The sequence below is a fragment of the Micromonospora sp. MA102 genome (assembly GCF_025460765.1).
Classification (GTDB): domain Bacteria; phylum Actinomycetota; class Actinomycetes; order Mycobacteriales; family Micromonosporaceae; genus Micromonospora; species Micromonospora halotolerans.
Genome location: NZ_JAMWEG010000004.1, coordinates 420,106 through 436,890, shown reverse-complemented (window position 1 = coordinate 436,890; position 16,785 = coordinate 420,106). Strand labels below are relative to the sequence as shown.

Here is a 16,785-nt window from a genome sequence, read left to right as displayed (position 1 = left end):
CCCCCGCCGCCGTGTTTTCCTCCCCCGACCGATAGGCCGGGCCCCTGGCGGGTAACCGTCGCGGACCACGACAGGGCACGCCCAAGGGCCACCGCACAGGGGAGTGCAGCGCACATGGGCATTGGCAGCGCCATCTTTCTCATCGCGCTCGGCGCGATCATGACCTTCGCCATCCGGGCCAACGTCTGGTGGATCGACCTGCGCGCGGTCGGCTGGGTGTTCATCCTGGCCGGGCTGGGCGTCCTGCTCACCACGCTCTGGTTCTGGCAGGACCGCCGCAAGCGGGCACGCACGCTCATCGTCGAGGAGAACCGGCTCTCCCACCCGACCGCGATGATGCCGCCGCCGCCGGACCCGCCGCCGCCCACGGCCCCGCCGTCCTGACCGCTGAGCCCGCCGCCCGGCGGGCTCAGCCGCGTGCGGTGTGCCGGGCCGTGATGGGCGCCCCGCCCGGCCCCAGCTCGACCCATCGCGCGGTCGGGCGGTGCACGACCAGGTCGGTGGTGCGCAGCCCGTCCGGATCGGCCCGCTCCGGGTCGAGCAGCGCGGAGAGCAGTGAGATGCCCGGATTGTGGGCGATGAGCAGCACGTAGCGGGCCTTCGGGTCGACCTCCCGGACCACGTCCAGCAGCACGTCCGGGTGCGCGTCGTACGCGGCCGGCTCGTAGCGGACCACCGGCGCCGACCCGGCCGGACCTCCCTCCGGCGGGGATCCCGTCGCGCCCAGCGCCACCCCGTGCCAGGTCTGCCGGGTCCGCCGGGCGGTCGAGCAGAGCACCACGTCGGGGAGGAGCGCGTGCCGGGCCAGCCAGGCGCCGGCCGCGGCCGAGTCGGCGTGGCCGCGCGCGGTCAACGGCCGCTCCTCGTCCGGGATCTCCGCGGACTGCTCGGCCTTGGCGTGTCGCAACAGCACCAACGTCCGCTGCTGGTTCCTGCCGTCGGTCATGCGCTCAGCTTGCCTGATTGGCGATCTCGGCGCCTGGGTATGTCGATGTGTGCCGCTACCTCATTCCATGGCCGCGGCCGGCAGGAAACGCCAGCAGGACGCCAAGGAGGCGACGTCATGGGCATCGGTGCCAGCATCTTTCTCATCGCGCTCGGTGCGATCTTCGCGTTCGCGATCGACGCCAACCTGGGATGGCTGAACCTGAACGTGGTGGGCTGGGTGCTCATGCTCGCCGGAGTGGCGGGCCTGCTCACCACGCTCTACTTCTGGAACAGCCGCCGCCGGGTGGTGGCCGCCCCGGTGCGGGAGCGCGTCGTCGCCGAGCCGGTCGTGCCGGTGCAGGACGACCGGGTCGTGCGCGAGGAGTACCGCGAGGTGCGCCGCCCGGGCTCCGGCTACCCGGTCTGACCCGGCGCCACGAACTGTCGAGGGCCCCGCGACGGCGCGGGGCCCTCGCCCGTCTTCCGGACCGGCGCCCCGGCGATCAGGAGAACAGCGCGAAGTAGATCGCGATGTGGTGGCAGATGGCCGCGACGAGCGTGCAGGCGTGGAAGAACTCGTGGTGGCCGAAGACCGTGGGCCACGGGTTCGGCCGGCGCAGCGCGTAGAAGACCGCGCCGACGCTGTAGATCGCCCCGCCGACCGTCAGCAGCACCAGGGCGGTGACGCCGCCGGCGTGCAGGATCTCCGGCAGCATCGCGACGGCGACCCAGCCGAGCGCCAGGTAGAGCGGGGCCGAGACCCAGCGCGGCGCGTGCGGCCAGATCAGCTTGATCGCCACGCCGGCGAGCGCCCCGCCCCACACCAGGCAGAGCATGATCGTGGCGTGCCGGGTGTCCAGCAGCAGCGTGCAGAACGGTGTGTAGGTGCCGGCGATGAACAAGAAGATCATCGAATGGTCCAGCCGGCGCATGATCTGGTAGCCCCGCTCCGACCAGACCCGGCGGTGGTAGAGCGCGCTGGTGCCGAACAGGCCGCACACGGTCAGGCTGTAGATCACGCAGCTCACCAGGGGCGCCCAGCCGGGGCGGACGGCGGCGACGGAGCACAGCACGAGGCCGCAGACCAGCGCGGCGAAGAACGCGTAGGTGTGCAGCCAGCCGCGCATGCGGGGTTTCCCGATTTCGGCCGGCTTGAGCCGGAGCGGTGCGGAGGTGGTCACGTCAACCAGGTTACGACACCGTAGGTTACTTGCAAGTAGTGTGGCTTGTCACGGCCGCCGAGGCGAGGATGACGGGATGCGGATCCGGCCCGTCGGCGCGCACGCCCTGCTGCTCGACTGCGACGGCCCCGAGCAGGTCGAGGCGTGGCGGGCCGAGCTGTGGCGCCGCCGGGCGGCCGGCGAGCTGAGCGCCGTCGAGATCGTCCCGGCGGCGGCCACCGTCCTGGTCGACGGCGTGCCGGACCGGGCGGCGGCCGCCGCGCGGATCGCCGGGTGGAGCCCGGAACACGTGGCCATCGCCGCCGGCGCCGCCGAGGTCCGGGTCCCCACGGTGTACGACGGCGCGGACCTGCCCACCGTCGCCGAGCACTGGGGCGTCGACGTGCCCGCCGTGGTCGAGCGGCTGCGCGGGACCGAGTTCCGGGTGGCGTTCTGCGGCTTCGCGCCCGGGTTCGCGTACCTCACCGGGTTGCCGGCCGAGCTGGCGGTGCCCCGGCTCGCCACCCCGCGTACCCGGGTGCCGGCCGGCTCGGTGGCGCTGGCCGGCCCGTACGCGGGGATCTACCCGACCGCCTCGCCCGGCGGCTGGCTGCTGGTCGGGCGGACCGACCTGGACCTCTTCGACGTGCGCGCCGACCCGCCCGCCCGGCTCACCCCGGGCACCCGCGTCCGGCTGGTCAGCGCGTGATCGAGGTGCTCCGGTCCGGTGCCCTCACCACCGTGCAGGACCAGGGCCGCCCCGGCTGGGCGCACCTCGGCGTGCCCCGCTCGGGCGCGCTCGACCCGGCCGCCCTGAGGCTGGCCAACCGGCTCGTGGGCAACCCCGAACACGCGGCCGGCCTGGAGCTCACCCTGACCGGGGCCGAGTTGCGGTTCACCCGGGCCGTCACCGTGGCGCTCACCGGCGCGGAGGTGGACCTGCTGGTCGAGCACCCGCCCGGCGGTGCCCGGCCGGCCGGGCACCGCCCCGGCGACATGGGCCGGCCACTGTCGCTGCCCGCCGGGGCGACCCTGCGCGTCGGTCCGGCCCGCGCGGGGGTGCGCAGCTGGCTCGCCGTCTCGGGCGGTATCGCGGTCGAGCCGGTGCTCGGCAGCCGGGCCACCGACACGCTCTCGGGGCTCGGCCCGCCCCCGCTGCGGGACGGCGACCGGCTGCCGGTGGGGACGCCGACCGGCCCGCCGGCCCCGGTGGACCTCACCGTCGCCCCGGGCGTGCCGGCGGAACTGCGGCTGACCCTGCACCCCGGCCCCCGGCAGGACTGGTTCACCCCCGCGGCACTCGACCTGCTGTTCCGCACCGCGTACGCGATCAGCCCGGCCAGCAACCGGGTCGGCGCGCGACTGGTCGGCGCGGCCCTGCCCCGCGCGGTGGCCGGCGAGCTGCCCAGCGAGGGCCTCGTCCTCGGCGCGGTGCAGGTGCCGCCGGACGGCCAACCGCTGATCTTCCTGGCCGACCACCCCACCACCGGCGGATACCCGGTCATCGGGGTGGTGGAGGACGTGACCCCGCTCGCGCAGGGCCGCCCAGGGACTACGGTGACGTTCCATGGACCTCAACGCTGACCTCGGTGAGGGATTCGGCATCTGGCGGCTCGGCGACGACGAGGCGCTGCTGGGGCTGGTCACCTCCGCCAACGTCGCCTGCGGTTTCCACGGCGGTGACGCGTCCACCATGCACCGGATCTGTGCCGGCGCCGCGCGGCGCCGGGTCACCGTCGGCGCCCAGGTCGGCTACCGGGACCTCGCCGGCTTCGGCCGGCGGCACATCGCCTACGACTTCGCCGCCCTGCGCGACGAGACGATCTACCAGCTCGGCGCGCTGGACGCCTTCTGCCGGCTCACCGGCACCCGGGTGCGCTACCTCAAGCCGCACGGCGCGCTCTACCACGCGGCCGCCTGCGACGAGGCCCAGGCCGCCGCGCTGGTCGCCGCGGTCAGCGGGTACGACCACGAGCTGCCCGTGCTCTGCCCGCCCGGCTCCGTGCTCGCCCAGCTCGCCGTGGGCGCGGGCCTGCGGGTGGTCGCCGAGGGCTTCGCCGACCGGAACTACCTGCCCAACGGGCAGCTGGTGCCCCGGAGCGCCGCGAATGCGCTGGTCACCGACCCCGACGAGGTGGCCACGCGGGCGGTCCGGATGGCCACCGAGAGGACCGTGGTGGCGGTCGACGGCAGCGTGGTGCCCACCCCGGTCGAGTCGATCTGCCTCCACGGCGACACCCCCGGCGCGGTGCGCTGCGCCGAAATGGTCCGGGCCGCCCTCATCGACGCCGGGGTCATTCCTACCTCGTTCGCCTGACGGAAAGGCCCCGACGCCTCCGCGAGTGGAGGGCTTCTTCTCGACGCGAGAGGTTCAGGCGTCCAGGCCGCGCAGCACCAACGGCAGGCGGGTCGTCCCACCGGCCACCACGCGGACCGGGACGCCCCAGTCCTGGCGGGTGAGATGGCAGGCCGCGTGCTCGACGTCGGCGTCGCAGGTGGCCGCCTGGGCGGTCACCTGGAGCACGCCCTCGGCCACGTCGCCGCTGAGCACCAGCCGGCGGGACAGGTCCGTGCTCGTCCCGGCCCCCTCGACCAGCAGCTCCGGCGGGGACGCCGAGACCACCACCCGGGTCGACGGCCCGTACGTCTCGTCCAGCTTCTGCCCGGGCGCGGGCGTGAAGATCACGTCGAGGGTCAACTCGCCGGCCGCCACGTCGGTGGGCTTGCGCTCCAGCTTGTGCCGCGGCCCGTCCACGGTGTTCGCGCCCGCCGCGGTCAACGCGCCCGGGGCCAGCCGGGTCAGCCGGTGCGCGGCCGACTCGACCACCAGCACCTCGCCCTCGGCGGTGAGCACGAGGTCGCTCGGCTCGGCCAGGCCGTCGGCCACCGTGGCGACCTGCTCGGTCTCCGGGTCGAAGCGGCGCACCGCGCCGTTGTAGGTGTCCGCGATCAGCACCGAGCCGTCCGGCAGCGCGCACACCCCCAGCGGGTGCTGGAGCAGCGCCCGATCCGCCGGGCCGTCGACGTGGCCGAAGTCGAAGAGGCCCTGCCCGACCGCGGTGCCCATCACGCCGTTCTCCACGTAGCGGATCGCGCTGGTCTCGCTGTCGGCGACCCAGAGCCGGGCGCCGTCGGCCGAGACGGAGAGGCCGGAGGGCTGGGCCATCCACACGTCCGGCAGCGGGCCGTCGCGCAGCGCCTCCACCGTGGTGCCGGCGTACATGCCGGCGGTCCGCTTCGCCGGGTCGAACCACCAGAGCTGGTGGATGCCGGCCATGGCCACGATGACGCGGTCGTCGTACCAGGCGACGTCCCAGGGGGAGGACAGGTCGACGGAGCCGGCGTCGTGCGCGTGGTCGTCGACCGTCGAGCGCCACTGCCGCCCGGTGCCGGCGACCGTGACCACCTCGCCGGTGTCCAGCTTCACGCCGCGCAGTAGGTGGTTGACGGTGTCCGCCACGACCAGGTCGTAGCCGGCCACCTCGGCCACGTGCGGGGGCAGCAGGCAGAGCCCCTGCGGCTCGGAGAAGGTGGCAGCATCCGCCGGGCCGTCGGCGTGGCCGCGGCCGCCCGTGCCGATCCGCCGCACCAGGGTCTCCCCGTCGGGGGCCAGCTCGACCAGGGAGTGCCGGGCCGAGTCCGACACCAGCAGGTTGCCGCCGTCGAGCACCACGGCCTTGCCGGGGAAGCGCAGCGCCGTCTCCGGCTCGGCCGGCGGCACGTACGGGCCCTCGCCCCGGTGCAGGGTGCCCTTCGCCTCGTGGGTGGCGATCAGGTCGTCGATCAGCCGGGCCAGCCCCTCGGCGTGCCCCTCGCCGGCCATGGTGGCGACCACGTAGCCCTCGGGGTCGACCACCGACAGGGTCGGCCAGGCCTTCGCCGCGTACTGCTGCCACATGTCCATCTCGGGGTCGTCGAGCACCGGATGGTGCACGCCGTACCGCTCGACGGCGGCGGCGAGGGCCGCGGCGTCCTTCTCGTGCTCGAACTTCGGCGAGTGGACCCCGATCACGACCAGGACGTCGCCGTACTTCTCCTCGAGCGGGCGCAGCTCGTCGAGCACGTGCAGGCAGTTGATGCAGCAGAAGGTCCAGAAGTCCAGCAGGACGATCTTGCCGCGCAGGTCGGCCAGGGTGATGTCCTTGCCGCCGGTGTTCAGCCAGCCCCGGCCGCGCAGCTCGGGTGCCCGTACTCGTGCGCTCATGCCCTCATCGTGCCGCACCGCCGGCGGCGGCCGGCCCGATGGGGCGGTGAAGCGCGACACGGTGATCGCCGGATCGGCCGAGAAGGAGTGGAACAGATCGTTCCGTTCTGCTATACTGAAGCGGAACGAAGCATTCCGTTCTTGAAAGGACCGGCCCGTGAGCTTTCCCGTGCTCACCACCGCTCTCGACCTCCTGCGCCGCGCCGCCGAGGGAGTGCCGGCCGACCGGCTCGACGACCCGACCCCGTGCGACCGGTGGACCGTCGGGCAGGTGCTCATGCACGCGGCCGGCGACCAGCACGCGTGGGCGGCGTCCGTCGGGGCCGGCACTATGCCGGCGTACAACCCGTTCGACCCGCCGCGCGGCCACGACGAGGGCGTCCAGAGTGTCGTGCGGAGCGCGGTCGAGGCCGCCACCGCGGCGTGGGCGGGCGTCGACCCCGCGGCCGGTCCGGTCGGCACGCCGCTGCCGCCCGTGCCGACCATGGAACCCCAGCTCGCCGCCGCGACCTGCGCGCTCGACGCCGCGATCCACGCCTGGGACGTGGCGGTGGCCACCGGGCAGCCGGCGCCCCTCACCGCCGAGCTGGCCGCACAGCTCATGCCGGCGGCCCGGGCGACCGCCGAGCCGCTGCGCGGATTCGCGTACGCCGCCGCGCTGCCCACGGAGCCCGGTGCCGACCCGGTCGCCGCCCTGCTGGCCTACCTCGGTCGCGACCCCCACTGGCAGCGGTGACGAAACGACGGCGGGGCCACGGATCACCGTGGCCCCGCCGTCGTGGGAGTCGCTACTGGCCGGCCGGCTTGAGGCAGAGCACCCGGTTGGCCCCGTCGCCGGGAAGCACCACCTGGGGCTGCGCCGGGTCGGCGCACTTGTCCTTGCTGTCCACCTTCGACACCACGGTGAACGCCCCCTGCTCGCCGCACTCGGCCGCCACGGCGGTCGTGTCGGACTGCTTGACGCAGGAGCCCACCGCCGGGTCGAAGCCCGCCGGCTTCTCGTCCCCGCCGATCTTGCCGAGCAGGGTGAGCAGGCCGAGCGGCACGGCGAGGATGAGCACCGCGGCGATCAGCACCGCGGCCAGCACCCGGCCGTTGCGCACCTTCGGCGTCGGCGCCTCGGTCTTCGGCTCCGCCTCCGGCTTGAACGCCTCGAAGCGGCCCTGGTCCGCGTCGCCCTGACCCGCCTGCGGCCAGGCCGGCGGGCCCTGCTGCGGCGGCGGCGGGAACGCGGGCGGGAAGCCGCCCGGCTCGCCCATCGGCCCCTGCCCCGGTGCGGCGACCGAGGCGCGGCCGCCGGCCGGCCCGCCGAACGGGTCACCGCCCCCGGGCCCGCCGAACTGGTCGCGGTTGGGCGGGCCGAACGGGTCCTGGTGCCCGGCGGGCGCGCCGAACGGCTCGTGCGGGCCGCCGGGGCCACCGAACGGATCGTGCGGCCCGCCGGGGCGCTCGCCGTTGTGCGGGTGCACCCCGTTGACCGGCCGGCTGTTGCCCGGCGGGTCCATGAAGGACGGCACGCCGGGCGGGAACGGCGGCGGGGCGGCCGGCGAGGACGGCGGGGCCGAGTGCACCGGAGGCGCCTCGGCGTATCCGTGCTGGCGGTCCGACTCGTCCGCCCGGGAGTGCGGGCCCGGCTCGGCGAAGCCGTTCGGGCCGTCCTGCCCGGGTGCCTCCTCCGGCTCGGGACGCGCGGGCCGGCCGTAGACGCGCGGCTGCGGGACGGGCGTGCCGCCCGTGGGCAGCGGCTGGTCGGCCGGCGGCGTGACCCGGCTGGTCATCGGCACCGAGGCGCTGGCCGAGACGGCACCGCCCGCGCCGGCCTCCGGCGAGGTACGCGGACCGGGCACCACCGGCCCGGCCGGTGACTGCGGCTCGTCGTGCGCCGGTGCGGGCGTACCCCAACCGGCGTCGGCGGCCGGTTCCGGCTCGTACGCCTGCGGGTTGCGGTCGCCCGGCTCGCCACCTGGGCCGAACGACGCGTAGTCGGTGGGCGGCGCGGCGGCCAGGGCGGCGCCCGGCACCCGCTGCTCCTGCGGGGGCAGCGGCACCGCGTTGGCCGGGGAGATCCCCGGTCCCGGCGCCGGCTGGTAGATCGGTCCGTCGTCGGCGCGGGTCGGCTCCCAGCCCGGCGACGCGGGCTGCTCGGGCTGGGCCTCGGCGGCGCGGCCCCAGGCCTGGCCGGGTGCCCACGGTTCGGCCTCCGGGATGGCCGGACGGTCGCGCGTCCACTGCCCCGGGTTGTCCTGGTTGCCGGCCCAGGCGGGCGGCGAGTCGGGTGACGGGACGGACGCGCTGGCCCGGGCCGGCGCCTCGGCCGGCGCCGGGACAGCCGCGGAACCCCAGCCGGGCTGCGCCGGCTCGTCCGCCGGCCGCTCCGGCTCACGCTGCTGCGGCACCGCCGCGGCGCCGCTCCACGCGGCGGCCGGGCGCTGCTCCTCCGGCGCGCCCCAGGCGGCCGGCTGCGGCGCCTCGGAGCCGCCGGCGGACCGGCCCGCGGCCCACCCGCCGGAGCGGTCCGGGTCGTCGTCCTGCGTCGCCGAGCCGTTCTGCCAGCCTCCGGCGCGGCCCTGGTCGTCGCCGTGCGTGGCGTTCGGGCCGTTCTGCCAGCTCGGTGCGTGGCTCTGGTCGTCGGCGTGCGTGGCGTTCGGGCCGTTCTGCCAGCTCGGGCCCTGGCCCTGGTCGTCGCCCTGTGTCGCGTTCGGGCCGTTCTGCCAGCCCGCGGCCTGACCCTGGTTGTCCTGGGTGGACCAGGCGCCCTCGGGGCGGACGGCGCCCGGGACCGAGACCTTGGCGGCCGCGCGGGCGGTCGGCTCGGCCGGCGTCCAGCCGGGAGCGCCCTGCTCACCCTGCTGGCCCCAGGCGGGCCGGTCGTCCTGCTGCTGGGCGGCGGCCCCGACGGCCCAACCGCCGGAGTTGTCCTCCGGCGCCGCGCGCCAGCCGCCGGAGCGGCCCGGGTCGTCGTCCTGCTGACCGGTCGCCGGGGTCCACCCACCGGACCGGTTCGGGTCGTCCTGCCCGGCCGGGGTGGCCCACGACTCGTTCGGGACGGTGGCGGGCGCGGGCACGTGGGCGGCGGCACGGGCACCCGGGTCGCCGGCCTGCGCCCAGGCCGGCTGCTCGCCGGACGGGGCCGGGGCGCCCCAGGCCGGCGGGGTCGACTCGGTGGGGTTGTTCGGTGGGGCGGCGCCCCAGGTGGACGGGCCGGGCTCGCCGCCGCGGTGGGTGTCGGCCTGCTCGGGCGCGCCCCAGGCGGGTGCTCCCTGGTCCGGCCCGCCCCAGGACGGGGCGGACTGCTCCGGAGCGCCCCAGGCGGGCTGCGGGGCGGGGCTCCAGCCGCCCGGCTCGGCGGGCGGCGGCACCTGCGCGGTGGCCCGGCCGGCGGCGGGCTGGCCGCCCGGCGGTGTCCACGCGGGGGGCTGGTCGTCGGCCGCGGCCCAGGCGGGGGCCGGCTGGGCGGGCCGACCGGCCGGCGGGGGCGGGGCCCAGCCGAGGTCGGGTGCGCCGTACCCGTTGTCCTGCTGCGCCGGGCGGTCGCCGTACGGCACCGGTCCGCCGGCGCCCGGCGACACCTCGCCCGGCTCCTGGCCGGGGCGGTGCGGGGCCTCGGACGTCATGGGTGCGCCTCCTCCATCACATGTCGGCCGCCGATGCCGATCGGGACCGTCGGCATCGCTGCCGGAGTCGCCGGCAGGTACCGGCCGTGCGGGCTCCCCGCACCGTATCCGGTGGCCGCCCGGAGGCGCCCGGGGGAGCACGGGCCGTCACCGAACGTCACCGGACGGTATCGATCGGTTGCTCTCGAAGGCGATCGGTCCGGAGGCGGGCGGTTGGCGACCGAGCCCCACCGTACCGGGCGGTGCGGCGAGGTGGAATCCCGGTGTCAATCGACCTGGAACGCCGAAGACCCGCCCGGTTGCCCGGGCGGGTCTTCGAACTGGAGGAGGTGAGGAAAGTAGGGGAGCGTCAGCTGAGGTGACGCTGGGCGATGGCGAGAAGCTCCTCGCGGACGGCCGGCGAGTTGGCGGAACGCAGCGCGTGCTCGATGGCACGGGCGCGGCGGTTGGCGTCGCGGCGGTTGCGGATTCGCTCGATCATGCTCATCTGGGTCTCTCCTCCTGGCTATTCGGTTGTCAGCCCCTTGATGTCTCTATTGAACCCCAGAACGCCGCGAACTTCCATCGATTCTTAGGTGAGCTGAGCCACGTGCCTAAGGATCGTAGGCCAGGAGCCCCGCCGGGCCGACGTTTCCTTTCCCCAATGGCAACGGCCGGTGTGCCGGGCGTTAACCCGTGCACACCGGCCGTGGCCTGGTGCGATGCGACCGTCAGGTCCAGGCGAGCAGCGCCGCCTCCGGATCGGCCAGGAAGTCCCCGATGTCGCGGAGGAACTTCGAGCCGAGCTCACCGTCGATGATCCGGTGGTCGAAGGAGAGGCCCAGCGTGGTGACCAGGCGCGGCTTGACCTTGCCCTTGTGCACCCAGGGCTGCTCCCGCACCGCGCCGAAGGCGAGGATCGCGGACTCGCCCGGAGGCAGGATCGGGGTGCCGGTGTCGACGCCGAAGACGCCGACGTTGGTGATGGTCAGTGTGCCGCCGGACATGTCGGCCGGAGAGGTCTTCCCCGCCTTGGCCGTCTGGACGAGCGCGGTCATCGCGTCCGCCAGCTCGCGCAGCGAGAGCCGGCCGGCGTCCTTGATGTTCGGCACGATCAGGCCACGCTCGGTGGCCGCCGCGATGCCCAGGTTCACGTAGTCCTTGACCACGATCTCGTCGCCGGCCCAGGTCGAGTTGACCATCGGGTGGCGCTTGACCGCCAGCAGCACCGCCTTGGCGACCAGCAGCAGCGGCGAGACCCGCACGTCCCGCCACTCGCGACGCTCGCGGAGCCGGTCCAGGGCCTTCATCGCCCGGGTCACGTCCACGGTCAGGAACTCCGTGACGTGCGGGGCGGTGAACGCCGAGCGGGCCATGTTCTCCGCGGTGAGCTTGCGTACCCCCTTGACCGGGATGCGCTGCTCGCGGTCGGCGCCGAAGCTCGCGGCCGCCGTGGCCGGCGCCGCGACCGTCAGCGGCTCGGCCGCCGCCGGGGCCGCCGCCGCCCGCTGTACGTCCTCCCGGGTGATCGAGCCCAGCGGGCCCGACCCGGTCAGCGTGGCGAGGTCGACGCCCAGGTCCTTGGCGAGCTTGCGGACCGGCGGCTTGGCGAGCACGGCGCCGGTCACCCGGCCGTTGCCGTTGACCGCCGGGGCGGCCGGCGCCGGGGCCACCGGAGCCGGTGCCGGAGCGGGCTGGACCGGGGCGGCCGGGGCCGCCGCGGCCTGGGCCGGGACCCCGCCCTTGCGCGGCCGCCGCTTGGCCGGCGCGTTCCGCGGGCCGTAGCCGACCAGCACGGCGGTACGCCCGCCCGGCGCCACGCCGCCGATCAGGCCCGGCTCGACCATGCCCTCCTCGGGCGCGACCTCGACGGCGGCCAGCGAGGCCGCCGACGGGGTGGGCAGGTCGGCGGCCGGCGCACCGGTCGTCGACTGCTGGATCGGCCCGGCGTTCGGGTCGGTGTCGATCGCGATGATCGGGCTGCCGACCTCGACCGTGGCGCCCTCCGGGTGGAAGATCGCCTGCACCCGGCCGGCCCACTTCGCCGGGATCTCGACCGCGGCCTTGGCGGTCTCCACCTCGACGATCGGCTGGTTCAGCTCGATGTCGTCGCCCACCTTGACCAGCCAGGCGAGGATCTCGCCCTCGGTCAGGCCCTCGCCCAGGTCGGGGAGGTTGAATTCCTTGATCCGTGACATGCCGCTCACCAGCCGAAGGTGCGGTCGACGGCGTCGAGCACCCGGTCGAGGTCGGGCAGGTACTCCTCCTCCACCCGGGCGGCCGGGTAGGGGGTGTCGAAGCCGGTGACCCGCAGCACCGGGGACTCCAGGGAGTAGAAGCACTCCTCGGTGATCCGGGCGGCGATCTCCGACCCGAGGCCCAGGTTGCCCGGGGCCTCGTGGACGACCACGCAGCGGCCGGTGCGCTTCACCGACTCGTACGCGGCGGTCAGGTCCAGCGGGGAGAGCGTGCGCAGGTCGATGACCTCCAGCTCCCGGCCGTCCTCGGCGGCGGCGGTGGCCGCGTCCAGGGCGGTGCGCACCATCGGGCCGTACGCCAGCACGGTGGCGTCGGTGCCCGGCCGGGCGACCCGGGCGGCGTGCAGCGGGTACGCGTCGGTCAGCGGGGCGTCCAGCTCGACCGGACCCTTCTCCCAGTAGCGCCGCTTCGGCTCCAGGAAGACGATCGGGTCGTCGGAGGCGATGGCCTGCTGGATCATCGAGTAGCCGTCCTGCGGGTTCGCGCAGGTGACGACCTTCAGGCCGGCGGTGTGCGCGAAGTACGCCTCGGGCGACTCCGAGTGGTGCTCGACCGCGCCGATGCCACCGCCGTAGGGGATCCGGATGACCATCGGGATCCGCACCTTGCCCTGCGAGCGGTAGTGCATCTTCGCCACCTGCGACACGATCTGGTCGTACGCCGGGTAGACGAAGCCGTCGAACTGGATCTCGCAGACCGGCCGGAAGCCGCGGATGGCCAGGCCGACCGCGGTGCCGATGATGCCGGACTCGGCGAGCGGGGTGTCGATGACCCGCTGGTCGCCGAAGTCCTTCTGGAGGCCGTCGGTGATGCGGAACACGCCGCCGAGCTTGCCGACGTCCTCGCCCATGATGACGACCTTCGGGTCGTTCTCCAGGGCCTTGCGCAGGCCGGCGTTGAGGGCCTTGCCGAGGGTGAGCGTCTCCGTGGCCATCAGTGGGCGCTCCCCTCGAACGACTCCAGGTACTTGCTGAACTGGGCCCGCTGCTCGTCGAGCTCGGGGGACCCGTTGGGGTAGACGTGGTCGAACATGGTCACCGGCTCCGGGTCGGGCATGGCGAGCACCCGCTCGCGCAGGTGCACCGACTCGGCGCGGGCCTGCTCGTCGACCTCGGCGAAGAACGACTCGTCGACGATCTGCTGCTTGGTGAGGAACGCCTTCATCCGGGCGATCGGGTCCTTGGCCTGCCAGGCCTCGACCTCGCTGGCGATCCGGTAGCGGGTCGGGTCGTCGGAGGTGGTGTGCGCGCCCATCCGGTAGGTGTACGCCTCGATGAGGCTCGGGCCCTGGCCGTGCCGCGCGTTGTCCAGCGCGTGCCGGGTCACCGCGTACGACGCGAGCACGTCGTTGCCGTCCACCCGGACGCCGGGGAAGCCGAAGCCGCCGGCCCGCTGGTAGAGCGGGACGCGGGTCTGCCGCTCCAGCGGCTCGGAGATGGCGTACTGGTTGTTCTGGCAGAAGAACACCAGCGGGGTGTTGAAGACGCTGGCCCAGACGAACGCCTCGTTCACGTCGCCCTGGCTGGTGGCGCCGTCGCCGAAGTAGGCGATCACCGCCTCGCCCTCGTCGCTGCCGGTCTTGCCGTCCATGGCGACACCCATGGCGTAGCCGGTCGCGTGCAGGGTCTGCGCCCCGATGACGATCGTGTACATGTTGAACTTGAACTCGTTCGGGTCCCAGCCGCCCTGGTCGACGCCGCGGAACAGGCCGAGCGGCATGATCGGGTCGATGCCCCGGCAGTAGAGGACACCGTGCTCCCGGTAGGTCGGGAAGGCCATGTCCTGCGTACGCAGCGCCCGGCCGGAGCCGACCTGCGCCGCCTCCTGGCCCAGCAGGCTGGCCCAGAGGCCCAGCTCGCCCTGGCGCTGGAGCGCCGTGGCCTCGGCGTCGAGCTTCCGGACCAGCACGAGGTCGCGGTAGAGCCCGCGGTACTCCTCGTCGGTGAAGTCGACGCGGTACTCGGTCCCGTCCGGGCCGAGCGCGCTCTCGATCCGCTCGCCCTCGGGCGTGAGCAGCTGCACGAGCTCCGGTTCGCCCGTGGCGGCGGCGCGTTTGGTACGGGGTGCGGCCCGCTTGCTGCGGGTGGCGGCCCCGGGATCGCCCTTTGCCATCCGTCTCTCCCTGTCTGGTCTGCGCCGGCGCCGGGGGGTGACCCGTGCCGCGCACATCGTGCGCCCGACCCGGCTGGTGCCGGACCGGTCCCTGGCGGCCGCGCCTAGCCCCGGTGAGGGTTGCCGCGCGGCGTGAGCCGGGTCCCGTTGAGGAGCCCGACCCGGGAGCGCCGGCGCCGTACCGCACCAGCCGCGGGGTGCGCGGAGGTGGCGGCTGCGTTGCCGTCGTGCCTGAATGATTGCAGAGGAGGTGAGCGGGCCCACAGTACGGCCTCCTCCACCGGTGACGTTCCGTCGTGTTCGCGATGCATTGACACGTTTGTCTGGTGCGGCACCGTCGCGGGACGGACAATTTGTGTGTCGACACGCTGTGGTGGCTGGTGAACTGAGCGTCACTGGTTCAAGCTGACGGTGGTCCCCGCGCGGCATTTGTCCGTTTAGCCTGCGCCGGGATCCCGCCCTGTCGACGCGTACGAGGAGTGTGCCGGTGTCCGAGCCGCCAGAGGGTCCTCCGGGAGCTCCGTTCCTCGGCCGGCACCGGGCGGTGCCGCGGTCCGGCTACCGGCCGGTGGTCGGCGCGCACCGCGCGCAGGGCCTGGGCGGCCCGAGCCGGGGCTACCTGTTCACCGTCGCGCTGCTGGCCGGCACGGCCTCCATGCCGATCCTCGCCGCGATCAGCGCGGGGTCGGCCACCGTGGGGAACAGCGCCCTCCCGGACGGCAGCACCCCGTTCATCCCGACCCCCTCGGTCGGCCCGGTGGTGATCCCGCTGCCCGAGGGGACCCAGACGCCGCTGCTACCCACCCCGTCGCCGGTCGCCGGAGCCACCACCGTGCCGCCCCCGGCGCCGGTGCTCCCGGCCGCCCCGGCCCTGCCCGACGACAGCGACCTCGGTTCCCGCCACCGGTCCCACCCGGCCGCGCCGGTGCCGACGCCGCGCCCCGTCCGGACCACGCCGGCCGGCCCGCCGCGCCCCTCGCCGGTGCCGTCACCGTCGCCGTCCGACCCGGACCCGAGCTCCAGCCCGACCGAGCCGACCCCGACCGCCGGGCCGTCGTCGACCGACGAGCCGATCCCGACGGACGACCCGGACCCGACGACCGAGCCGACCCCGACGTCCGGGCCGTCGCCGACCGACGACCCGGACCCGACGACCGAGCCGCCCGACAGCACACCGTCGCCGACCGGAACGCCGCCGGAGGAGTCGCCCACCCCGACGCTCAGCCCGCGCGACGACCCGCACCCGAGCGCCACGGCGTCGGGCACCACGGCCCCGACCGCGCCGCGAGCCTGAGCTGCTCTCGGCGGGTCAGGCCGGGTCGTCGGTGAGGCGGTGGCGGTTCGCCTCGATCCAGGCGTCCAGCGCCGCCGGATCGTCCGGGTTCACGCCGTCCGCCATGAGCTGGGCGACGGCGGCCGTCGCCGGGCTGCGGCGCTCGCCCGTGCTGTAGAGCCGGGCGAACTCGGGAACCATCTCCTGGATGGCCTCGTCCGTGCGGGCGGCCGCCGCCGGCGCGAGCCCCCGCTGGCGGGCCGCGTACGCCGCCCAGCCGCGCAGCACCCGGGGCAGCATGGCGGCGTCGTCCATGTCCAGCACGGCCCGCCGGTGCACCCAGTCGAGCAGGAACAGCTCCGCGACCGTCGGGCTCCACCGCATCGGGTCGGCGTCCGGGAAGCTCGCCGCGTGGTCCAGCAGCAGCCCCAGGCAGAAGTGCAGCGAGGCCAGCTCCCCGTCGGCCACCCGGTCCAGGCCGAAGCGGACCGCCTCGGGCGAGCCGAGGAAGGCGCGGACCAGCCCGGTCCGTGCCTCGTCGGTCAGCGGCGGGACGTCGGCCGCCGCCGGGGCCGGGCCGGGCAGCGCGGCCAGCCGCGCACCCACGAGCGCCCGGTCGGTGGCCAGCGAGCCCTGCGCGGGCAGCTCACCGAGGTCGTCGGTGATCGCCAGGTGGCGGCCCACCTCGGTGCGCATCCGGGCCGGGTCCTCGGTGCGGAACCAGGTGAACTCGTCCTGGGTGCAGATCTCCCGGGCCTGCTCGACGATCCGGGCGGCCGGGCCGCCCACGAACACGTCCTTGGTGATCCCGATGTTGTGGTCGACCAGCGCCACGAGGGCGTGCTCCGGGCCGCCCTCGTCGTCGTCGTAGGCGAAGGTGGCCAGGTAGGAGGTCTGGTCGCCGTACACGTCGCCGTACGACCAGGCGCCCGTGAGGTGCACCCGGCCGAGCTGGCCGGCCCACGCGGGGGCGTAGGCGCCGGGGCGGACCCGGCCGGCCCCCTCGGCGTCGGGCACCAGCGTGGCGAAGACGGCGCGGATGGTGGTCGCGGCGGCGCTGCGGCGGCGCGAGGTGGCGGTGAGGAAGCCGCCCACGAATTCGCGGACGGCGTTGTCCCGATCGGTCTCGGCAACGGCGTAGACACTGCCGAGCAGCGCGGCGCCGAGCATCTCCGCGTCCAGGGCGGAGTCGAGCCTCGTCACGTCGCGAGCGGCGTGCAGCACCGCCTCGTAGGGGGTCTGTGGCGTGGCCATGCA

At 75.1% G+C, this 16,785-nt stretch carries 16 protein-coding genes; 7 read left to right on the top strand and 9 right to left on the bottom strand.

Annotated features, from left to right (window positions below; genetic code table 11):
• The first annotated feature begins 114 nt into the window (after positions 1-114).
• Positions 115-384 (top strand): DUF6458 family protein, encoded by a 270-nt coding sequence (locus NFX44_RS11940; RefSeq protein ID WP_013283345.1) that lies wholly within the window; start codon positions 115-117, stop codon positions 382-384.
• Positions 385-409: 25 nt separating this feature from the next.
• On the opposite strand, the gene NFX44_RS11935 is transcribed toward NFX44_RS11940, so the two are convergent.
• Positions 410-946, bottom strand: coding sequence for a histidine phosphatase family protein (locus NFX44_RS11935; protein ID WP_262283557.1), 537 nt, complete (start codon positions 944-946; stop codon positions 410-412).
• 117 nt (positions 947-1,063) lie between these two features.
• Here NFX44_RS11935 and NFX44_RS11930 point away from each other — a divergent pair, with 117 nt between their 5' ends.
• Entirely contained in the window at positions 1,064-1,354 is a 291-nt protein-coding gene (locus NFX44_RS11930) for a DUF6458 family protein (RefSeq protein WP_151465410.1), read from the top strand.
• A 76-nt stretch (positions 1,355-1,430) separates the two neighbouring features.
• On the opposite strand, the gene NFX44_RS11925 is transcribed toward NFX44_RS11930, so the two are convergent.
• Positions 1,431-2,108: a hemolysin III family protein gene (locus tag NFX44_RS11925; protein ID WP_262283556.1), complete on the bottom strand. Its 678-nt coding sequence runs from the start codon at positions 2,106-2,108 to the stop codon at positions 1,431-1,433.
• Positions 2,109-2,184: 76 nt separating this feature from the next.
• Between NFX44_RS11925 and NFX44_RS11920 the strand changes: the two genes are divergently transcribed.
• Genes NFX44_RS11920 through NFX44_RS11910 form a run of 3 tightly spaced genes read left to right on the top strand, consistent with a single transcriptional unit; the run spans position 2,185 to position 4,404 of the window.
• Positions 2,185-2,796, top strand: a complete 612-nt coding sequence (locus NFX44_RS11920) for an allophanate hydrolase subunit 1 (RefSeq protein WP_262283555.1) — start codon at positions 2,185-2,187, stop codon at positions 2,794-2,796.
• The gene (locus tag NFX44_RS11915) at positions 2,793-3,671 is read left to right on the top strand and encodes a biotin-dependent carboxyltransferase family protein (RefSeq protein ID WP_262283554.1); all 879 of its coding nucleotides are present in this window, start codon (positions 2,793-2,795) and stop codon (positions 3,669-3,671) included. The genes NFX44_RS11920 and NFX44_RS11915 overlap by 4 nt, the downstream gene beginning before the upstream one ends.
• Entirely contained in the window at positions 3,655-4,404 is a 750-nt protein-coding gene (locus NFX44_RS11910; RefSeq protein ID WP_262283553.1) for a LamB/YcsF family protein, read from the top strand. Before NFX44_RS11915 ends, NFX44_RS11910 begins: the two co-directional genes overlap by 17 nt.
• 54 nt (positions 4,405-4,458) lie before the next feature.
• Here NFX44_RS11910 and NFX44_RS11905 read toward each other — a convergent pair whose 3' ends face one another.
• Positions 4,459-6,291 carry an NHL domain-containing thioredoxin family protein gene (locus NFX44_RS11905; RefSeq protein ID WP_262283552.1) on the bottom strand — a complete coding sequence of 611 codons (1,833 nt, stop codon included), beginning with the start codon at positions 6,289-6,291 and terminating at the stop codon, positions 4,459-4,461.
• Between the two features lie 157 nt (positions 6,292-6,448).
• Between NFX44_RS11905 and NFX44_RS11900 the strand changes: the two genes are divergently transcribed.
• Complete coding sequence (locus NFX44_RS11900; RefSeq protein ID WP_262283551.1) at positions 6,449-7,027, top strand: TIGR03086 family metal-binding protein; 579 nt, start codon at positions 6,449-6,451, stop codon at positions 7,025-7,027.
• Positions 7,028-7,079: 52 nt separating this feature from the next.
• Here the strand turns inward: NFX44_RS11900 and NFX44_RS11895 are convergent, their stop codons facing one another.
• The 5 genes from NFX44_RS11895 to pdhA form a co-directional block, all read right to left on the bottom strand.
• The gene (locus NFX44_RS11895; protein ID WP_262283550.1) at positions 7,080-9,905 is read right to left on the bottom strand and encodes a hypothetical protein; all 2,826 of its coding nucleotides are present in this window, start codon (positions 9,903-9,905) and stop codon (positions 7,080-7,082) included.
• A 349-nt stretch (positions 9,906-10,254) separates the two neighbouring features.
• The gene (locus tag NFX44_RS11890) at positions 10,255-10,392 is read right to left on the bottom strand and encodes a hypothetical protein (protein WP_262283549.1); all 138 of its coding nucleotides are present in this window, start codon (positions 10,390-10,392) and stop codon (positions 10,255-10,257) included.
• A 223-nt stretch (positions 10,393-10,615) separates the two neighbouring features.
• Complete coding sequence (locus tag NFX44_RS11885) at positions 10,616-12,082, bottom strand: dihydrolipoamide acetyltransferase family protein (RefSeq protein WP_262283580.1); 1,467 nt, start codon at positions 12,080-12,082, stop codon at positions 10,616-10,618.
• 5 nt (positions 12,083-12,087) lie between these two features.
• Positions 12,088-13,077, bottom strand: a complete 990-nt coding sequence (locus NFX44_RS11880) for an alpha-ketoacid dehydrogenase subunit beta (RefSeq protein ID WP_262283548.1) — start codon at positions 13,075-13,077, stop codon at positions 12,088-12,090.
• Positions 13,077-14,255, bottom strand: coding sequence for a pyruvate dehydrogenase (acetyl-transferring) E1 component subunit alpha (gene pdhA, locus NFX44_RS11875; RefSeq protein WP_262283547.1), 1,179 nt, complete (start codon positions 14,253-14,255; stop codon positions 13,077-13,079). The genes NFX44_RS11880 and pdhA overlap by 1 nt, the downstream gene beginning before the upstream one ends.
• 487 nt (positions 14,256-14,742) lie before the next feature.
• Here pdhA and NFX44_RS11870 point away from each other — a divergent pair, with 487 nt between their 5' ends.
• On the top strand, positions 14,743-15,549 hold the full coding sequence (locus NFX44_RS11870) for a hypothetical protein (RefSeq protein WP_262283546.1): 807 nt from the start codon (positions 14,743-14,745) through the stop codon (positions 15,547-15,549).
• 15 nt (positions 15,550-15,564) lie between these two features.
• On the opposite strand, the gene NFX44_RS11865 is transcribed toward NFX44_RS11870, so the two are convergent.
• Positions 15,565-16,782, bottom strand: a complete 1,218-nt coding sequence (locus NFX44_RS11865; RefSeq protein ID WP_262283545.1) for a hypothetical protein — start codon at positions 16,780-16,782, stop codon at positions 15,565-15,567.
• Positions 16,783-16,785 lie beyond the last annotated feature (3 nt).

Coding starts and splice junctions, on each gene's coding strand:
- NFX44_RS11940 (WP_013283345.1), top strand. CDS start 115: ATGGGCATTGGCAGCGCCATCTTTCTCATCGCGCTCGGCGCGATCATG.
- NFX44_RS11935 (WP_262283557.1), bottom strand. CDS start 946: ATGACCGACGGCAGGAACCAGCAGCGGACGTTGGTGCTGTTGCGACAC.
- NFX44_RS11930 (WP_151465410.1), top strand. CDS start 1,064: ATGGGCATCGGTGCCAGCATCTTTCTCATCGCGCTCGGTGCGATCTTC.
- NFX44_RS11920 (WP_262283555.1), top strand. CDS start 2,185: ATGCGGATCCGGCCCGTCGGCGCGCACGCCCTGCTGCTCGACTGCGAC.
- NFX44_RS11910 (WP_262283553.1), top strand. CDS start 3,655: ATGGACCTCAACGCTGACCTCGGTGAGGGATTCGGCATCTGGCGGCTC.
- NFX44_RS11905 (WP_262283552.1), bottom strand. CDS start 6,291: ATGAGCGCACGAGTACGGGCACCCGAGCTGCGCGGCCGGGGCTGGCTG.
- NFX44_RS11895 (WP_262283550.1), bottom strand. CDS start 9,905: ATGACGTCCGAGGCCCCGCACCGCCCCGGCCAGGAGCCGGGCGAGGTG.
- NFX44_RS11890 (WP_262283549.1), bottom strand. CDS start 10,392: ATGAGCATGATCGAGCGAATCCGCAACCGCCGCGACGCCAACCGCCGC.
- NFX44_RS11885 (WP_262283580.1), bottom strand. CDS start 12,082: ATGTCACGGATCAAGGAATTCAACCTCCCCGACCTGGGCGAGGGCCTG.
- NFX44_RS11880 (WP_262283548.1), bottom strand. CDS start 13,077: ATGGCCACGGAGACGCTCACCCTCGGCAAGGCCCTCAACGCCGGCCTG.
- pdhA (WP_262283547.1), bottom strand. CDS start 14,255: ATGGCAAAGGGCGATCCCGGGGCCGCCACCCGCAGCAAGCGGGCCGCA.
- NFX44_RS11865 (WP_262283545.1), bottom strand. CDS start 16,782: ATGGCCACGCCACAGACCCCCTACGAGGCGGTGCTGCACGCCGCTCGC.